The organism is Edaphobacter acidisoli, assembly GCF_014642855.1.
In the GTDB taxonomy this organism is placed as follows: domain Bacteria; phylum Acidobacteriota; class Terriglobia; order Terriglobales; family Acidobacteriaceae; genus Edaphobacter; species Edaphobacter acidisoli.
In genome coordinates this window covers 68,144-82,517 of the sequence record NZ_BMJB01000002.1, presented here as the reverse complement: position 1 = coordinate 82,517, position 14,374 = coordinate 68,144, and the positions used below count along the sequence as shown (strand labels likewise).

The window sequence follows — 14,374 nt, the reverse complement described above, 5'->3', positions numbered from 1 at the left end:
GTTGAGGCGTAGTGAAAGAGAAGCAGGTCCTCCGCCTGCGGCGAAGGATGACAACTTTTCGGGGTGAGTGATGCTGATTACGATTGCGGATGTGTTGAATGCGAATGAAGTGGCCGCGGCGCGGGCGGCTCTGGATGCGGCGGAGTGGGTGGATGGCAAGGTAACGGCTGGCTATCAGGCGCAGGGCGTGAAGGAGAACCTGCAACTGCCGGAGGGCCATCCGACGGCGGTGAAGCTGGGCGAGATGGTGCTGGCGGCGCTGGCGCGGTCGAAGGTGTTCATGTCGGCGGCGCTGCCCTTGCGGGTGTTTCCACCGATGTTCAACCGCTACACGGGCGGCGGACACTTCGGCACGCATGTCGATACGGCGATTCGCGCGATGGCTTCGACCGGGCAGCGGATTCGCACGGATGTTTCGGCGACGCTGTTTCTCTCGAAGCCGGAGGAGTATGACGGCGGCGAGCTGATCGTGGAGGACACGTACGGCGTTCACCAGGTGAAGCTGCCCGCGGGACACATGGTGCTGTATCCGGCGACGAGTCTGCATCGGGTGAATCCGGTGACGCGCGGTGCGCGGGTGGCTTCGTTCTTCTGGGTGCAGAGCATGATCCGTTCGGACGGCGACCGCACGCTGCTGTATGACCTGGACACGGCGATTCAGCGGCTGGCGGTGGATTCGCCGGGGAATCCTGTGGGTGTGCAGTTGACGGGGGTGTATCACAATCTGCTGCGGCGCTGGGCTGAGATGTAACCGCGCACACGCATGCTTCAATGAAATGCTCCGGCAGGAAGCAGCGTGGGCCGCTTTCTGCCGGAGCTTTTTGTTACTGGTTCTGCGCCGCGTCGTTGGCGGGCGTGTAGGTGGAGTTGTAGAGATACTCGTAGTCGTTCCAGCCGGTGACGGCGGGGTCGGCTGACTTGTTGGTGATCTCCATGCGGAGCGCGTCGTACATGACGCCGGCCTGGTGGTTGACGCTGAAGGTGATGACGTTGTCCTCGCCGGGAGGGTTGAGGTCGGCGGCATCCCACTGGAAGACGACCCACTGGTAGGTGCCGGAGAGGCCGCTGCGCAGGCTGGCGTCGCTGTTCTTCAAGTTGTAGCCGTGCCAGATGAGCTGGTGGCCGTTGAGCGTGACGATGTAGCTGGATTCGGTATCGGCCAGACCGACGGAGAGGACGGCGTACTGTCCCTGTGCCTGCTGGTCTTTCGTTGTGGTGAAGTGGATTTGCCAGGGCGGTGCGGCTGCGCCGGGGCTGGAGACGTAGGACGGCAGGATGTATTTGTAGCCGTCGGTGGTGTCGTCGGCTGAGTTGTAGATGCCAGCGTAGAGGCCGGGATCGAAGCTCTGCCACTGGTTGTAGTTCCACTGGCTGAGGTCGTTGGTGGCGTGCGTGAGGCCGACGGGCGTGGCGTAGTAGATGACCGCGCCGTTGTTGGCGGCGAAGTCGGCCCAGTAGTTCCAGTTGCCCCAGTACTGGCGGTCGTCGCGGCCATCGGGTGTGTGGCCGTGGAGGAACTCGTGCGAGGAGCGATCGGGCGTGCCGATGGTCCAGATGGGCGGCGCGGTGCTGAAGTTCTCCGGCGTGAACTTCACTTCGTTCAGGCGCGTGGTGTCGCCCGGCGCTACGGCGATGTTGTCGTGGCGCAGCTCGCCCCATTCGCCGAGTTTGTAGACGGAGAGGCGATAGGTTCCGGGAGCTACATGCTTGATCTGCGAGTCGCCGTTGCCGACTTCAGTCCAGTATTCGTGACCGACGGTGGTGTATTGGAAGTTGGTCTGATTGTCGGAGAGCACGGCGAATGCTGGCTGTGGCCAGTTGTGGTGCTCGTGGCCGTGATTGTCTGGATCGGAGTTTCCGTGACCCTGATCATCGGCGTCGAAGTCGCCGTGGTGTGAGAGGTCGGCGTCGATCTCGACGCGACCGCGCTGGTCGCTGGGGACGTAGCCACTATCGAGCAGCGTCTGCTCGTGATCGTAGAAGTGATGGAAACCTTCAGCCGATGCGAGCGACTGTCGATAGAGCGCGAACGGCGTGTTTGTCGCGCCGCCGAAGGTATTGAAGTGGAAGTAGTAGGGGCCGAAGAGGCGGCTTGAGTTCGCCCCCTGCGCGGGCGTGTAGCCGAGGTCGTTGTCGAGATGGTTCGACAGGCACTCCATCATGAGGAGGTTGTCGGTGAAGATGAGGTCCTGCTTGGTGGGGCCGCCGACGAGCGAGTCGAGCGTGGGAATGACAGTCCACGCCGCGTAGGTTGTGCCGTAGACGCCATGCGCCCGGTGGAAGTACTCGAAGCTGGAGTAGTCGTACTTGGTATAGAACTGGCGCGTGTAGCCGGCGGGCACGGGTAGGCCGTGCAGATCGAGCGCGGCGTTCTGCACCTGGCGGCCGGGGTCGGTGTTGCCGAGGACGTCGGGCGACGGCAGCGGCACGATGCTCGCGCCAGGGTTGTAGAGCCCAGTGTTGTACGAGTAGGTGTTGGTGAAGAGGCCAAGATTGAGGCGGAAGACGTACTGCACCTGGCCGAGACTTCCCTTCACGTCGGTTGCCGAGTGGTTGGCGACGAAGTAAACGTGGAAGCCGGAGTCCCCGGGCGTGATGATGTAATGCTGCGAATAGGTGAAGGCGTTCTTCGCGTTCGACGCGGTGGTCATCCACCAGTCGAGATAGCTGTTGTTCGGGCCGAAGGCGTAGCCGGCAGTGTTGGTGCCGGAGCCGGTGCCGGCGTTGTCCATATAGAGACCGTTGGGCTGGCCGTTGTGCGTGCTGGTGACATCAACGAGCTCGTCGGTGTGTCCGGTGAGGTGGACGCTGAAGACGTGGGCGTCGGTGGAGTTCCAGTCGAGCGAAACGACGCCATTGGAGATCTTCCAGTCAACGGGGTTGGTGGTATCGATGGTGATCTGCGCGTGTGTGGGCATGGCCGCGCAAAGGAAGAGGAGAGCAGTTCCGAAAAGCCAGAAAGACTGCATGGGTCTCATGGGGAGCCTCCGGGGAGTTTTTTTGAGGTAATGGATTTGGTTAGACCAATGGAACAGGAGACACGGTACATTCGGCGGCGAATGTGTGTCAATACATAATTAATTTCTTATTTGGTAAAACGATTGCCCGACCGGCCGCGAAAGCATTGCACTCCCGCAGATGACCGAGTCGGGCTTTATACCGAATGCCGGTTTTCCTGCATTGCGGCTTCAGGTTGATCTTTCAGAAGATGGAAGGCGAACCTGTACAGATTCCGGCCATGGACATGAGCTCTCTTGCAAACGAGAAGCGTTACTGGAACGCTGCCGGATTCAATGCCCTCAGCGGCATCAGCGGTCCTACAGGAATGTACTCGGAATTCATCAGGTGCGCCTTCGCAAGCGGCAGTGTTTCCATGATGCCTCTGGCTTCGTCTTCGGACTTCGCTTCGACGAGGAAGATGACACCCCGGCCATCGCCGCGCGAATACCATTCCCGAATCTTTCCGTCGAGGTATAGCTTCACCGTTGCCTGAATCTCGTCCGGAATGACGGCCATGATTTGTTGAGGGGTTACGCCCTGCCTGGGAGTTTCAATGACCAGTACCGCGGTTGTTGGAGGTATGGCCGCAGCGGGTATGCCTGAAGCTGCTCCAGACTGTGGTTGCGCTACGGACGCTACCGGTAGCATCGCTGCGAGTAAAGGGATCATGAATTTCATCGGTTCCTCTCGATTCGGTTCGGGTGCGTTTAATTTAAGAGTACGACCGTACTCTTTTAGGGCAAAAAAATTACTCTTCTGCAAAGCACTTGATGAAAAAGCTCCTCGCCTCCATCAATCTCTGCTCGCGCTTTTGGGGGTCGGGAGTCATGCGGGCCATCATCAGGACTCCCGCCATGCTGGAAAACAGCAGCCTGCACTTCACCAGCTTTTCCTCGCGTGTCCGGCCTGGAATAAAGGGCAGCAGCCGTTCACGATACGCGTCCAGCAACGACTCAATCCGTTTTCGCACAGCCAGCGGCTTGCGCGCGAGCTCCGGTCCGAGGGCCGAGAGCACGCAGCCGGATCCGGGCGAATTCACGTGACGCATGCTGAGATAGCGTTCGATGATGATCCGCAGAGCCTGGCCCTGGGGCGCGGACTTTACTGCTTCCGCCGTCCCATTTCCCATCTCCTCGAATGCCCGTGCCACCGCCTCGACGAACAGGTCGTCCTTGCTCTCAAAATGCCGGTAGAAACCCCCTTTCGTGAGGCCTACCTCCTTCATCACTGTCCCGATCCCGCTGCTGTCGGCGCCACGCTCGCGAAACGTGCGAGCGGCCACGGAAAGAATATTCTTATGGTTCTCCGCTTTGTGTTCTGTCGAGTACCGCATGGCCGTAAGAGTACGACCGTACTCAATATATGTCAAGGCTGATTTCCCTGATTCAGAAACGAGCAGCTCGTGCAGGTTTAAGCTGACGACTTATTGCGCTTTGCCGAGGGAACGGGTTTTATAGGCTTTCTGCAGGATGTAGAAGGCTTCTTTTTTCTGGCCCTGGTCGCTGATCATGCCCTTGCGGTTGAAGTTGTCTTCCTTGCCGGGCAACGTGCGCATCGGCGAGCGGAAGTCCATCAGGCACCACGGCGTTGTGCCGCGTAGCTGTGGGATTTTGTTCAGCATTGGAATCTGATGGCGGTAGAGCTCGGCCTGGTACTCCTCGCTCCACGGCGCAGGATGCGCGGACCTGTCGTGGTTGCCGAAGCGCGCGCCTCCGCCCCACTCAGACATGATGAGCGGCTTCTGGTAGTGGATGTCCCATGTAGTCTTATCGATCGAGTCGATGGGGCCGTCGTACCAGCCGATGTATTCATTGGTGCCGACGACATCGAGAGCCTTGCCAAGCGGATCGTCGACAACTTTGACAGGGCCGTTCGCTCCCTTCGTCGTGCGGACAAGCAGCGCGGCGGTGACGAGGCGTGTGGGGTCGAGTTCGCGCGCGTAGTTCGCCATCGTCGTCAGGTACTTGGTGCGGACCTCGGTGTCCGGCGTTTCGTTCGCAACCGACCAGAGGATGATGCTGGCCTTGTCGCGGTCGCGGCGGATCATCTCGCGCATCTGCTGCTTGGATTTTTCGAGCACGACGGGGTTATCGAACTGGAGCGCCCAGTAGTCGGGAATCTCGGACCAGATGAGGATGCCGAGACGGTCGGCGGTGCGCGTCATGCGCTCGTCATGCGGATAGTGCGCAAGACGTGCGAAGTTGCAGCCAAGCTCCTTGCACCAGCCGAGCAGCGTGTCCACATCCTGCTGCGAGTAGGCGCGGCCGGTGCGGTAGGGGGCTTCGGCGTGGATGGAGACGCCGCGCAGAAAGATGGGCTTGCCGTTCAGGAGTATCTCGGTGCCGTGCGTCTCGATGGTGCGGAAGCCGTGCATATCTTCGAGATGGTCTGCGGACGCGCCTGTGCCAGCGGTGAGCTCGACTTTGTAGAGCTTCGGTGTGTCGGGCGACCAGAGCGTCAGTGATTGGACCGGGATGGTAATGGCCACGCGCGAGTTCGCATCGGTTGTTGCCTGCGCGGTCGCGTGAAGCTCCGGGATGTTGACGGTGACGGGCGTGCCTGCGGGCGCGCCTTCGACGTGGACGTAGCCTTCAAGGGTGCGGTTGGTGCTGGCTTCGTCGGGCGTGCGGACGAGGTGCAGGTCGTAGTCGTCAATAAACTGCTCCGGCACTTCGACGATGGAGACGTCGCGGTGCAGGCCACCGTAGTTCCACCAGTCGGTCTGAAGCGTGGGTACGCCATCGGGGATGCGGCTATTGTCTACCGCGGCAACCACGAAGTTGTGGCCATCGTGCACGACGCTGGTGATGTCGCAATCGAAGGGAGTGAAGCCGCCCTCGTGCTCGCAGACCTTGTGCGTGTTGACCCAGATGTAGCTGCGATAGTTGGCCGCGCCAAAGTGGATGAAGGTGCGGGTGTGCGGCTTGACGGTGTAGTCGAAGTCCTTCTCGTACCACATGGGTCCTTCGTAGTAGAAGAGGTCGGCGCGCTGGGTGTTCCAATCGCCGGGAACCTTGAGCGTAGGCGAGGCGCTGAAGTCATACTCGTCGCCGGGCTTGGGCTTGGCGTCCATGAAGTAGCCGCGCGATTTGACCTGGTGGTGAAAGTCGTAGATGCCAGTGCCGTATGGGTCGACGATGATGTGCCACTGGCCGTCGAGCGAGATGGCAGGGCGATGGTCGATGTCGACGAGCAGCGTGGTGTTTTGCGTAGTGACTTCGCTGGGCGGGTAGGCATTGGTCTGTGCGAGGAGCGCGGCAGGCAGAGTAAGAAGCGCGGCAGCGAGCAGGCTGCGATAGTTCATGGACGGATTCTCCGTGGGTTCGTGACGGCGGATGACAATCGTTTTAGACGTGCGAATCATGATACTTCGCGGTATGAACAATTGTCTCTGAGAGGGAAGATTTCCCTAAAGCGTCTCTTCGAGCGGAAGGAAGAGCGAGAAGACGGTGCCGTGGTGGACGGGATGTTCCGTGGTGCGGAAGGTGAGGTGTCCCTGGTGGCGCTTCACGATGTCTTCGGAGATCCAGAGGCCAAGGCCGGTGCCGTTCAGGTCCTTCGTCGTGTAGAAGGGCTCGAAGATGCGGGCCCGGACGGCGGGGGACATGCCGGTGCCGGTGTCGGCGATGGTGATACGGATGCCGTCGCGGCCCGCAGTGTGCCCGGCGCGAGAGTGCTTCGCATTGTGAGCGCGGATGACGAGACGGCCGCCCTGGCGCATGGCGTCGATGGCGTTGGCGATGAGGTTGTTGAGCACCTGGCGAATGTCGTTTTCAAAGCAGAGGATGGGCGTATCGCTCGCATACTTCGCATCGACTGTGATGGCAGAGTTGGCGAGGCGGCCTGCGTAGAGCTTAAGCACCGCGTCGACCAGCTCCGCCGCCGTGACGCGAGTGGCGCGAACTGCCTGGCGATGGAAGCGCAGCGTCTGCGTGGCAATCTGGCAGACGCGCGAGAGCTCGCTTTGCGCGGCATGGACGTATTCCTGCAAATGCTGCGGCAGGCCGGGATCGAGGCTGGTGAGGTAGAGCAGGTTCGTGATGGCTTCGAGCGGATTGTTAATCTCGTGCGAGATGGAGCTGGCCAGGCGGCCCACGGCGGCGAGCTTCTCGCTCTGCACCAGCGCGGCCTCGGCCTTCTTCTGGTTCGTGATTTCGAGCACAGCAGCGGCAAGCGCGGCCACGGTACCGTCAGAGTTCGCGACCGGCGAGTAGCTGACGTTCCAGAACCGCCGCTCGCCAGGCCGTGTGGCAAGCTCGCCTTCGAGCAGGTGGTTTTTCACAGGGTGGCCGCCGACGGCCTGGCGAAAGAGATCGATCAGGCCATCGATGGGCGCGATCTCAGTGATAGGCCGGCCAAGAATCTGCTCGCGTGGCAGGCCGATAGTCTCCGCCTGCCGGTCGTTGACGCGAAGGTAGCGGAACTCGACGGGATCGAAGAGCGAGAGGCCGATGGGCGCAGTCTGATAGATGGTCTCGAGCTCGGCACGCTGGCGCTCGGTCTCGGCCTGGCGCTGCCGCAGCGCCTCCTCGCTCTTCTTGCGCTCGTGAATGTCGAGCGTGATGCCGCGAAGGCTGATGGGAAAGCCGTTCTTCATGACAGCCTGGCCGCGGCTTTCGAGCCAGAGAATGCTGCCGTCGGCGGCGCGCACCTGAAACTCCTGCACGATAACCTCGCCCGTCTCGATCGCAGCTTTCGTGCATGCGGCGATGACGGGCAGATACTCCGGCACAACGATCTTTTTGAATGCTCCGAAGTGTGGAAGGCTTTCGAGCGGATGGCCAAAGACAGGATATGAGCCGTCGCCGAAGGTGACTTTTCCGGTTGCGCAGTCGATGTCCCAGGTAGCGACGCGCGCGGCCTGCTGGACGACCGAGAGCAGCTCTTGCTGGCGCGTCAGCGTAGCGGTGGCTTGTCGTCTGGCGGTCATGTCGCGGAAGAAGACAACCACGCCGTCGTCAAAAGGGCGAAGCTGGATCGCAAGCCAGAGATTGAGCGGCTCTGGATAATACTCCTCAAACTCTGAAGCGATGCCTTCCGTGAGCGCGCGGTCGAAGTGGTAACGATATGCGCCAAGATGATTCGCCGCGGGAAACTCCTGCCAGACATTTTTGCCCAGCAGGTCGCCCTTGGCGGCGAGCAGCTCTCTGGCACGCCGATTGAGGAAGGTGAAGTTTCCTTCGCGGTTGATACTGACCACGGCGTCGGTCGTGGCTTCGAGCACCTGGTTCAGGCGGCGCGCAGCCGAGTCGCGCAACATCTCGGCGCCCTTGCGGTCGGTCACATCGTGGCAGAAGAGAGCGACACCGCCCTCGATAGGCAGGATATGCGTGTCGAGCCATACATCGAGCGGCACGCAGTGATATTCGATGTAGGCCGGACGCCCGGTCTCCATCACCGAGCGGTAGACCCGCTCGACCTCGGTGCCGAGTTTTTCCGGGAAGATCTCCCAGTGGTTCCTGGTCCGGATCAGCTCCGGCGTGAGGCGGAAGAGGCGCATCGCTTCCGGATTGACGAAGGTGAAGTACCAGTCGCGGTCGAGGCACGCGATGGCGCCAGGAAGCTGCATGAGCAGGTGCAGCAGATGATCGCGCTCCGCGTCGACATCGCGCCGCGATTTGGAGCGCCGCTCCAATTGCATACCCGTGTCGTCGATGGGCAAGTTCGACATGAATGCGTCTAGCTGGCTTTCATTTATACAGAACAATGAGTGCATGAGAACAGACGGCAGTTTTTCTCACGCAGTTTCGCGAACGAGCTAAAAATCCTGGGAGTGCTTGAGTACCGGCTTGATGTCGATGATGGGCGTGCCGTCGATGGCCTCCAGCGGCGAGACCCTGAGCCTGCTCCCGGCAACTTCGAGCACCTGAACGCGGTGCAGGCCGATGGGGTTGGGACGGTCGGGCGAACGCGTCAGAAAGACGCCCGTGAGCGGTACGTTCGGGTCCCAGCCGGGATGCACCTGGAGCACATCGCGTTTGGCCTGGTGCAGCCACGTCAGCAGGATGATCTCGTCTCCCGCTGCGGCCCTTAAAAGCCCCGGAACCAGCACCTCATTCACGACAACCCATGCTTCGGGAGCGCCCGCACTTCCCTGTCTTGGCGCATCGGCTCGCTCCTTTAAAGGCGATTCGACGTGCCCGACGGGAGCGACAGCAAACGTGGCTGGCTTTGGGTTTGCGGGCTGGCCTTGCGTCAGATCAGGCGCGGTCCCCAGCAGGTGCGCGTAGCGGGCTTCACGCGATCCGGGCTGGCGCGGTAGCTGCACGGTAAGCGGACCGGTCTTCGCAGGGTCCTCTTCACCATTGTTGCGTGCGGCGAGGCGGTCGAGCGTGGCTTGAACTGCGGCAAGATCGTCGAAGGTGTAGAGACGGTCGGCGCGACTGCGAATCTCACCCGGCGTCTGCGGACCGCGCAGCATCAGCAGACAGAGCGCGGCAGTCTCGTCGCGGCGCAGGTTGAGCACCGTGCGGATGCGATGCTCGTACTTGGGCACGCGGCCGTCGTGCACCGGCGCGACGAGCGCGAGGTCTTCGAGCGTGTGCAGGGCCTGGCGAACTTCGTCTTCGGTGAGCGAGAGAACGGGGTCGCGGCTGGACTTCTGATTGCACGCATTGATGAGCGAGTTGAGCGAGAGCGGATAGTTCTCTGGCGTGGCGATCTCTTTTTCTATCAACGAGCCGAGCACGCGAAGCTGGATGGGGTCGAGCGTCATGGTTATTTACAAGGATATGCCACGAAAGTTACAGAACACCGGACAGTCATTCGTTGATTGAAAGCGTAAAATCGTGAATACGAATGGCGGTTGGTAAACCTCATTTGCGAATTTGATTCGAGGCCGGGTTGTCGGCTGGAGTTTGGATGAAGCGTCTGGGCTATAGGGCTCTGTCTGCGGTGATTTTATTTGGAATGTGCGCATCCGCCTGGGCGCGGACGCAAACCTCTGCCGCGCACAGGGCAGCCGTTCAAAAAGCACGCCGGCACAGGATCGCAGAAGCAGCCGCGGCTGCGCGGGCCGAGGCGCAGTCCGTCTCCGATGATTTCCGGCTCAAGCTCCAGAACCTGCATACCGGCGAGAGCCTGGACATTGTGTACCGGGTAGGCGACACGTATATCCCGGAGGCGCTGGAGAAGCTGGACTACTTTCTGCGCGACCACTACACGCAGGACGTCATCAGCTACGACCCTAAAGAGTTCGATGTGCTGCACTCGGTGATGCAGCGGCTGCACCGGCCGAACGGCGTGATCGACATCGTCTGCGGCTACCGCACGCCGGAGACGAACGAGATGCTGCGCGACGAATCTCCGCACAGCGGCGTCGCCGAGCACAGCCAGCACATGGAAGGACACGCCATCGACATTCGCGTGCCGGGGGTTTCGACGGCTCAGCTTCGCAATGCCGCGCTGAGTCTGCATGAGGGCGGCGTGGGCTACTACCCTGTCAGCCACTTCGTACATGTGGACGTAGGCCCGGTGCGGCAGTGGACCTTCGGGCGCACTCCACGACGGAGCCGCAGGCACCTTGTGGCCCGCAGACGCCATGTCGAGCGCACGGTGAATGGCGAATAGCCACAGCTAACCTCACAAATACGGCTGAAGCCGGGCTTTCTTCGTCAAAAGTGACTATTCTGGTCATTTTGACTAGAATGGTCAGAATGGAGGTGAACCATGTCGAATTGGGCAGTGGCGGAGGCGAAAGCCAGATTCAGTGAGATGGTGGAACAGGCCCAAAGGAAGGGCCCCCAGCAAATTACAAAAAACGGTCGTCCAGTTGCCGTGGTGATCTCGATAGACGAATGGAAAGCCGAGTACGGCACGGAAAGGCCGAAGAGTAGTCTGGCGGAGTTCTTCCGTAATTCTCCGTTGCGCGGCTCCGGCATCAAAATCGACCGCGTCAGGTTGAATCCGAGGCCCATCAAGTTTTGAGATGCCTACTCGATACAGATGTGATCTCGCAGCTCACGAAGGACCGGCCGCACGAGAAGGTGCTTGCCTGGATCGAGCATCAGGATGAAGACAACCTGTTCCTGAGCGTCGCGACACTTCTCGAAATCAGATACGGCATCGAACGCACCCAGGTGGGAAAGAAGCGGGAGAAGTTGGAACGCTGGCTGGTCCACGATCTTCAGGAACGCTTTGACGGCCGCATCGTTCCTATCGAGAGGCACACAGCAGACCTCGCCGGGCAAATCATCGCGCGGTCGCAGAATGAAGGCTGGAAGATGGACTCGATGGATGCCTTAATCGGAGCTACAGCCATGACTCACGATATGACACTGGCGACGCTGAATCGAAAGCACTTTGAGCAGCTGGGTGTGAAGTTGGTAGAGTTTTGAGGCTTAGGAGGTACCGTGCTTGTTGTCGGCATCGTTCTATTAATTCTTGCGAGCTTCCTGCACTGCTGGTACGGAGTCAATAGCCGTATGCCGGTAGGGCACGCTGCCGGAGCATTTTTTCGTTGGGGTAGCGGCATCGTTGTTGCGGCTATGGCGATTCTGATCGTTGGGCTGGGGTTCATTTGGGGTGGTAGTTCCTTCTTGTGGTTGATCGTTGGACTTATCGTTTATTTCGCCGTCCTACCATTTATTTTTACTCCTCTACTGGAACGTATTTATCGGCCAGCACCACCAGGAGTATTGAGTCATGCAGGCAGGAGCGCCAGCGATGCGGAATGGGCTAAAGTGACAGGACTGAACGAACCTGTACGAGACCATCCTGTCGCAAAGGATTTTTGGCTTCAGTTGTATTTATTGCTCCAAAATGCTTCCGAAAGTGGCGATGATTGTGTCGATGTCCAAGCTGGCGAGCTTCACCGCAGAACAGGCTGGTACCCGGGTCCCACACACAGGATGCCAGTCTGTTGCCGAGTAATGAGGGAAGAGATGCGGGATGGTGACACCGTCCTAGATGAGCCAGAGAAAGGTGCGGGAGCCAGTCTCACTATCCGTTATCGACTTCCACGACCAGAGGATTAAGTAACCAACCAATCTGTATTCGGGAAAGAATAAGGCCGCCATTGCTGGCGGCCTTTGTTGTTGAACTGATGTTGCAATTAGTCCCCGGCGACGAGGTCCTTGTCTTCGACCTTGGCTGCGGGAGCGGCCTTGATCTCGCCGAGGGAGATGAAGCCGGGAATCTCTTCCTCCTTCAGGATCTCCTTGCGGTAGAGCTTGGCCATCTTCGCGTTTTCAGCGTCCTGCTTGATCTTCGCGTCGCGGGCGCGGATCTTCTCCTCGCGGGCGTTCTTGGCGATGCCGCTCTTCTCGAAGGTGTCGTTGGCGGCGGCGTTGACGTGGGACTCGTTGAGCACCAGGTCGTACTTCGCCTCCTTCTCCAGGCCGACCTTCTTGCCGCCGGCGAAGATCTCGTGACGGCCATGCTCCTCGTACCACTTGGTGAGCGTCGACGTCATGTGCATCTTCTCGATGATGTTGCGCCAGCCGATGCCCGTGTTGTACGCGCAGAAGCTGATCTCGCCCTCCTGCGTCGCATACGGAATGATGCACTGCTCGGTGCGGCGGAAGTCGTAGTTGAACAGGTCCTGGAACCACATGCCGGCGATGAAGAGGAAGTTCCAGCGGTCGGCGCGGCGCTTCTCGATGTCGGCCATCGTGCGGTCGCCCGTGACCTTGCCGTAGTTGCGGCCGGTCGCGCCGAAGCACTTATCGAACTTCTGCAGCAGGTCCATGATCTTGAAGTGCGTGGGGGCCTTGGTCGGGTCGTAGTTGCGCAGCAGCGCAAGCGAAACGCCCACGATCGAGAGGAACTTGCCGCGAGCGGCGTCGTTGACCTTCGCCACGTCCTTGGCAAGCTGCACGGCGTCGAGGAACGAGGTGACCGGAACGGCTTCCTTCGTCTCCTTGTCGATCATCAGCGCCATGCCGATGCCGCAGTTCGGGTGGCAGCCGCAGGAGAGCTGGCCCCAGTCGTGATCGGGTCCGTGCACCAGATCGGCCCAGTCGGAGAACGTGCTCATGAACGAGATCGGGAACCAGTCGCGCGTCGATTCACCGAGGCCGGTCTGGTTGCGGATGTCGTGCGCGAGGTGCGACAGCGTGTAACGCTGCGCGGTGCGGCGCTCGTCGGAGATCTCCTCATCGCGACCCGTGAAGGACACCGGCTGGAACGAGAGGAAGTTGATCTTCTTCGGGTTGTCGAGCGCGAACTCGATGATGCGGCCCACCTGCTCGTTGTTGATGCCGTTGACGATCGTCGTCACCGGGACGATGTCGACGCCGGCCTCGTGCAGGTTGTGGATGGCCTGGAGCTTCACGTCGAACGCGTTGCCGACCTTGCGGTGCGAGTTGGCCGCGTTGCCGATGCCGTCGAACTGGAGGTACGCATAGCGCAGACCAGCCTCAGCGGCGGCCTTGGCGAACTCCTTCGACTTGGCGAACTCGATGCCGTTGGTCGCGGCCTGCACGGAGTTGTAACCCACCTTGCGGGAGTAGGCGACGGCGTCGAGGAAGTACGGCGACAGCGTCGGCTCGCCGCCGGAGAACTGCACGCTCATCTGACGGCGCGGCTTGATGGAGATCGCGTTGTCGAGCATGGTCTTGATCTCGTCCCACGTCAGCTCGTGAACGAAGCCGACCTGGTTGGCGTCCATGAAGCAGGGGTCGCACATCATGTTGCAGCGGTTGGTCAGGTCGATGGTCAGGACCGATCCGCGGCCGTGCGTGACGGTCGAAGTGCCGTGGTTGTGCAGCTTCTCGTCGTTGTGGGCGCGGATGTCGCGGCCGGGGAAGACGTCTTCGAGGTGCTTCATCATCGGCGGGTCGATGGACATGACGTCCTCGAAGTGGCCGTGGATGGGGCAGTCCTTCACCATCAGAATCTTGCCATCGCGCTCGATGATCTGTGCCTTGATCTCGCCAACCTTCTCGTTCAGCAGGATCTCGTGCGGCAGCTTGCCGTCGAGGATCTGCTGGCGAATCTCAGGGACGCACTTGGGGCAGAGCGAATCGGTCGTGCGCGGCCAGCCCAGCGGGGGCTTCTCCTTCTGGTAGCTCTTGAGCAGTGGCTTGTCGCTCCACTTGGGGGTAAAGCTCGGGTTCGGACTGATGGAATTCAATTTACTGAAAACGGCCCAACCTGCTTTAGCTCCATAAGTAAGGGCCTTTTCGGCCAACTTCGCTGCCTTTGCCATCTTTTTCTCCTCGAAAGAATCATGTTCTTCGATTGCTTACTTCAAATCCTGTTTGCCCCATTGCATGCGTGCATCGCAAATGGGCGGCGCTGGCCTAAGCCAAGTGCCTCGAACGCGCGTCTTCGCAAACTCTATTGCTATGACGCAGCTAGGGATAACTTCGGTGCGCCCTTAACAGTACGCACTCTGACACCTAAGTCGAAGCAAACAAAGGCGAACAGCGAT

At 60.3% G+C, this 14,374-nt stretch carries 12 protein-coding genes; 5 read left to right on the top strand and 7 right to left on the bottom strand.

The window, feature by feature from the left end:
* Positions 1-70 precede the first annotated feature (70 nt).
* The gene (locus tag IEX36_RS13415; RefSeq protein ID WP_188760076.1) at positions 71-751 is read left to right on the top strand and encodes a Fe2+-dependent dioxygenase; all 681 of its coding nucleotides are present in this window, start codon (positions 71-73) and stop codon (positions 749-751) included.
* A 73-nt stretch (positions 752-824) separates the two neighbouring features.
* Here the strand turns inward: IEX36_RS13415 and IEX36_RS13410 are convergent, their stop codons facing one another.
* From IEX36_RS13410 to tsaA, 6 genes are all read right to left on the bottom strand, one after another.
* Entirely contained in the window at positions 825-2,978 is a 2,154-nt protein-coding gene (locus IEX36_RS13410) for a polysaccharide lyase family protein (protein ID WP_188760075.1), read from the bottom strand.
* A 292-nt stretch (positions 2,979-3,270) separates the two neighbouring features.
* On the bottom strand, positions 3,271-3,678 hold the full coding sequence (locus IEX36_RS13405) for a hypothetical protein (RefSeq protein WP_188760074.1): 408 nt from the start codon (positions 3,676-3,678) through the stop codon (positions 3,271-3,273).
* A 70-nt stretch (positions 3,679-3,748) separates the two neighbouring features.
* Complete coding sequence (locus tag IEX36_RS13400) at positions 3,749-4,282, bottom strand: TetR/AcrR family transcriptional regulator (RefSeq protein ID WP_229669000.1); 534 nt, start codon at positions 4,280-4,282, stop codon at positions 3,749-3,751.
* A 141-nt stretch (positions 4,283-4,423) separates the two neighbouring features.
* Positions 4,424-6,364 (bottom strand): glycoside hydrolase family 2 protein, encoded by a 1,941-nt coding sequence (locus tag IEX36_RS13395; RefSeq protein WP_229668999.1) that lies wholly within the window; start codon positions 6,362-6,364, stop codon positions 4,424-4,426.
* 45 nt (positions 6,365-6,409) lie between these two features.
* Positions 6,410-8,671, bottom strand: a complete 2,262-nt coding sequence (locus tag IEX36_RS13390) for a PAS domain-containing sensor histidine kinase (RefSeq protein WP_188760072.1) — start codon at positions 8,669-8,671, stop codon at positions 6,410-6,412.
* Between the two features lie 87 nt (positions 8,672-8,758).
* Positions 8,759-9,715, bottom strand: coding sequence for a tRNA (N6-threonylcarbamoyladenosine(37)-N6)-methyltransferase TrmO (gene tsaA / locus IEX36_RS17670; RefSeq protein ID WP_308422318.1), 957 nt, complete (start codon positions 9,713-9,715; stop codon positions 8,759-8,761).
* Positions 9,716-9,861: 146 nt separating this feature from the next.
* On the opposite strand from tsaA, the gene IEX36_RS13375 reads away from it, so the two are divergent.
* The 4 genes from IEX36_RS13375 to IEX36_RS17520 all read left to right on the top strand — a co-directional run bounded on the left by IEX36_RS13375 (position 9,862) and on the right by IEX36_RS17520 (position 11,975).
* Complete coding sequence (locus IEX36_RS13375; protein WP_229668998.1) at positions 9,862-10,569, top strand: YcbK family protein; 708 nt, start codon at positions 9,862-9,864, stop codon at positions 10,567-10,569.
* A gap of 99 nt (positions 10,570-10,668) precedes the next feature.
* Entirely contained in the window at positions 10,669-10,926 is a 258-nt protein-coding gene (locus tag IEX36_RS13370) for a type II toxin-antitoxin system Phd/YefM family antitoxin (protein ID WP_188760071.1), read from the top strand.
* Complete coding sequence (locus IEX36_RS13365; RefSeq protein WP_263364998.1) at positions 10,923-11,336, top strand: type II toxin-antitoxin system VapC family toxin; 414 nt, start codon at positions 10,923-10,925, stop codon at positions 11,334-11,336. The genes IEX36_RS13370 and IEX36_RS13365 overlap by 4 nt, the downstream gene beginning before the upstream one ends.
* Positions 11,337-11,351: 15 nt before the next feature.
* On the top strand, positions 11,352-11,975 hold the full coding sequence (locus tag IEX36_RS17520) for a hypothetical protein (RefSeq protein ID WP_229668997.1): 624 nt from the start codon (positions 11,352-11,354) through the stop codon (positions 11,973-11,975).
* 77 nt (positions 11,976-12,052) lie between these two features.
* Here the strand turns inward: IEX36_RS17520 and IEX36_RS13360 are convergent, their stop codons facing one another.
* The gene (locus tag IEX36_RS13360; protein WP_188760069.1) at positions 12,053-14,149 is read right to left on the bottom strand and encodes a radical SAM protein; all 2,097 of its coding nucleotides are present in this window, start codon (positions 14,147-14,149) and stop codon (positions 12,053-12,055) included.
* Positions 14,150-14,374: the final 225 nt, after the last annotated feature.

Coding starts and splice junctions, on each gene's coding strand:
- IEX36_RS13360 (WP_188760069.1), bottom strand. CDS start 14,149: ATGGCAAAGGCAGCGAAGTTGGCCGAAAAGGCCCTTACTTATGGAGCT.
- IEX36_RS13415 (WP_188760076.1), top strand. CDS start 71: ATGCTGATTACGATTGCGGATGTGTTGAATGCGAATGAAGTGGCCGCG.
- IEX36_RS13390 (WP_188760072.1), bottom strand. CDS start 8,671: ATGTCGAACTTGCCCATCGACGACACGGGTATGCAATTGGAGCGGCGC.
- IEX36_RS13370 (WP_188760071.1), top strand. CDS start 10,669: ATGTCGAATTGGGCAGTGGCGGAGGCGAAAGCCAGATTCAGTGAGATG.
- IEX36_RS13405 (WP_188760074.1), bottom strand. CDS start 3,678: ATGAAATTCATGATCCCTTTACTCGCAGCGATGCTACCGGTAGCGTCC.
- IEX36_RS13375 (WP_229668998.1), top strand. CDS start 9,862: ATGAAGCGTCTGGGCTATAGGGCTCTGTCTGCGGTGATTTTATTTGGA.
- IEX36_RS13410 (WP_188760075.1), bottom strand. CDS start 2,978: ATGAGACCCATGCAGTCTTTCTGGCTTTTCGGAACTGCTCTCCTCTTC.
- IEX36_RS13395 (WP_229668999.1), bottom strand. CDS start 6,364: ATGATTCGCACGTCTAAAACGATTGTCATCCGCCGTCACGAACCCACG.
- tsaA (WP_308422318.1), bottom strand. CDS start 9,715: ATGACGCTCGACCCCATCCAGCTTCGCGTGCTCGGCTCGTTGATAGAA.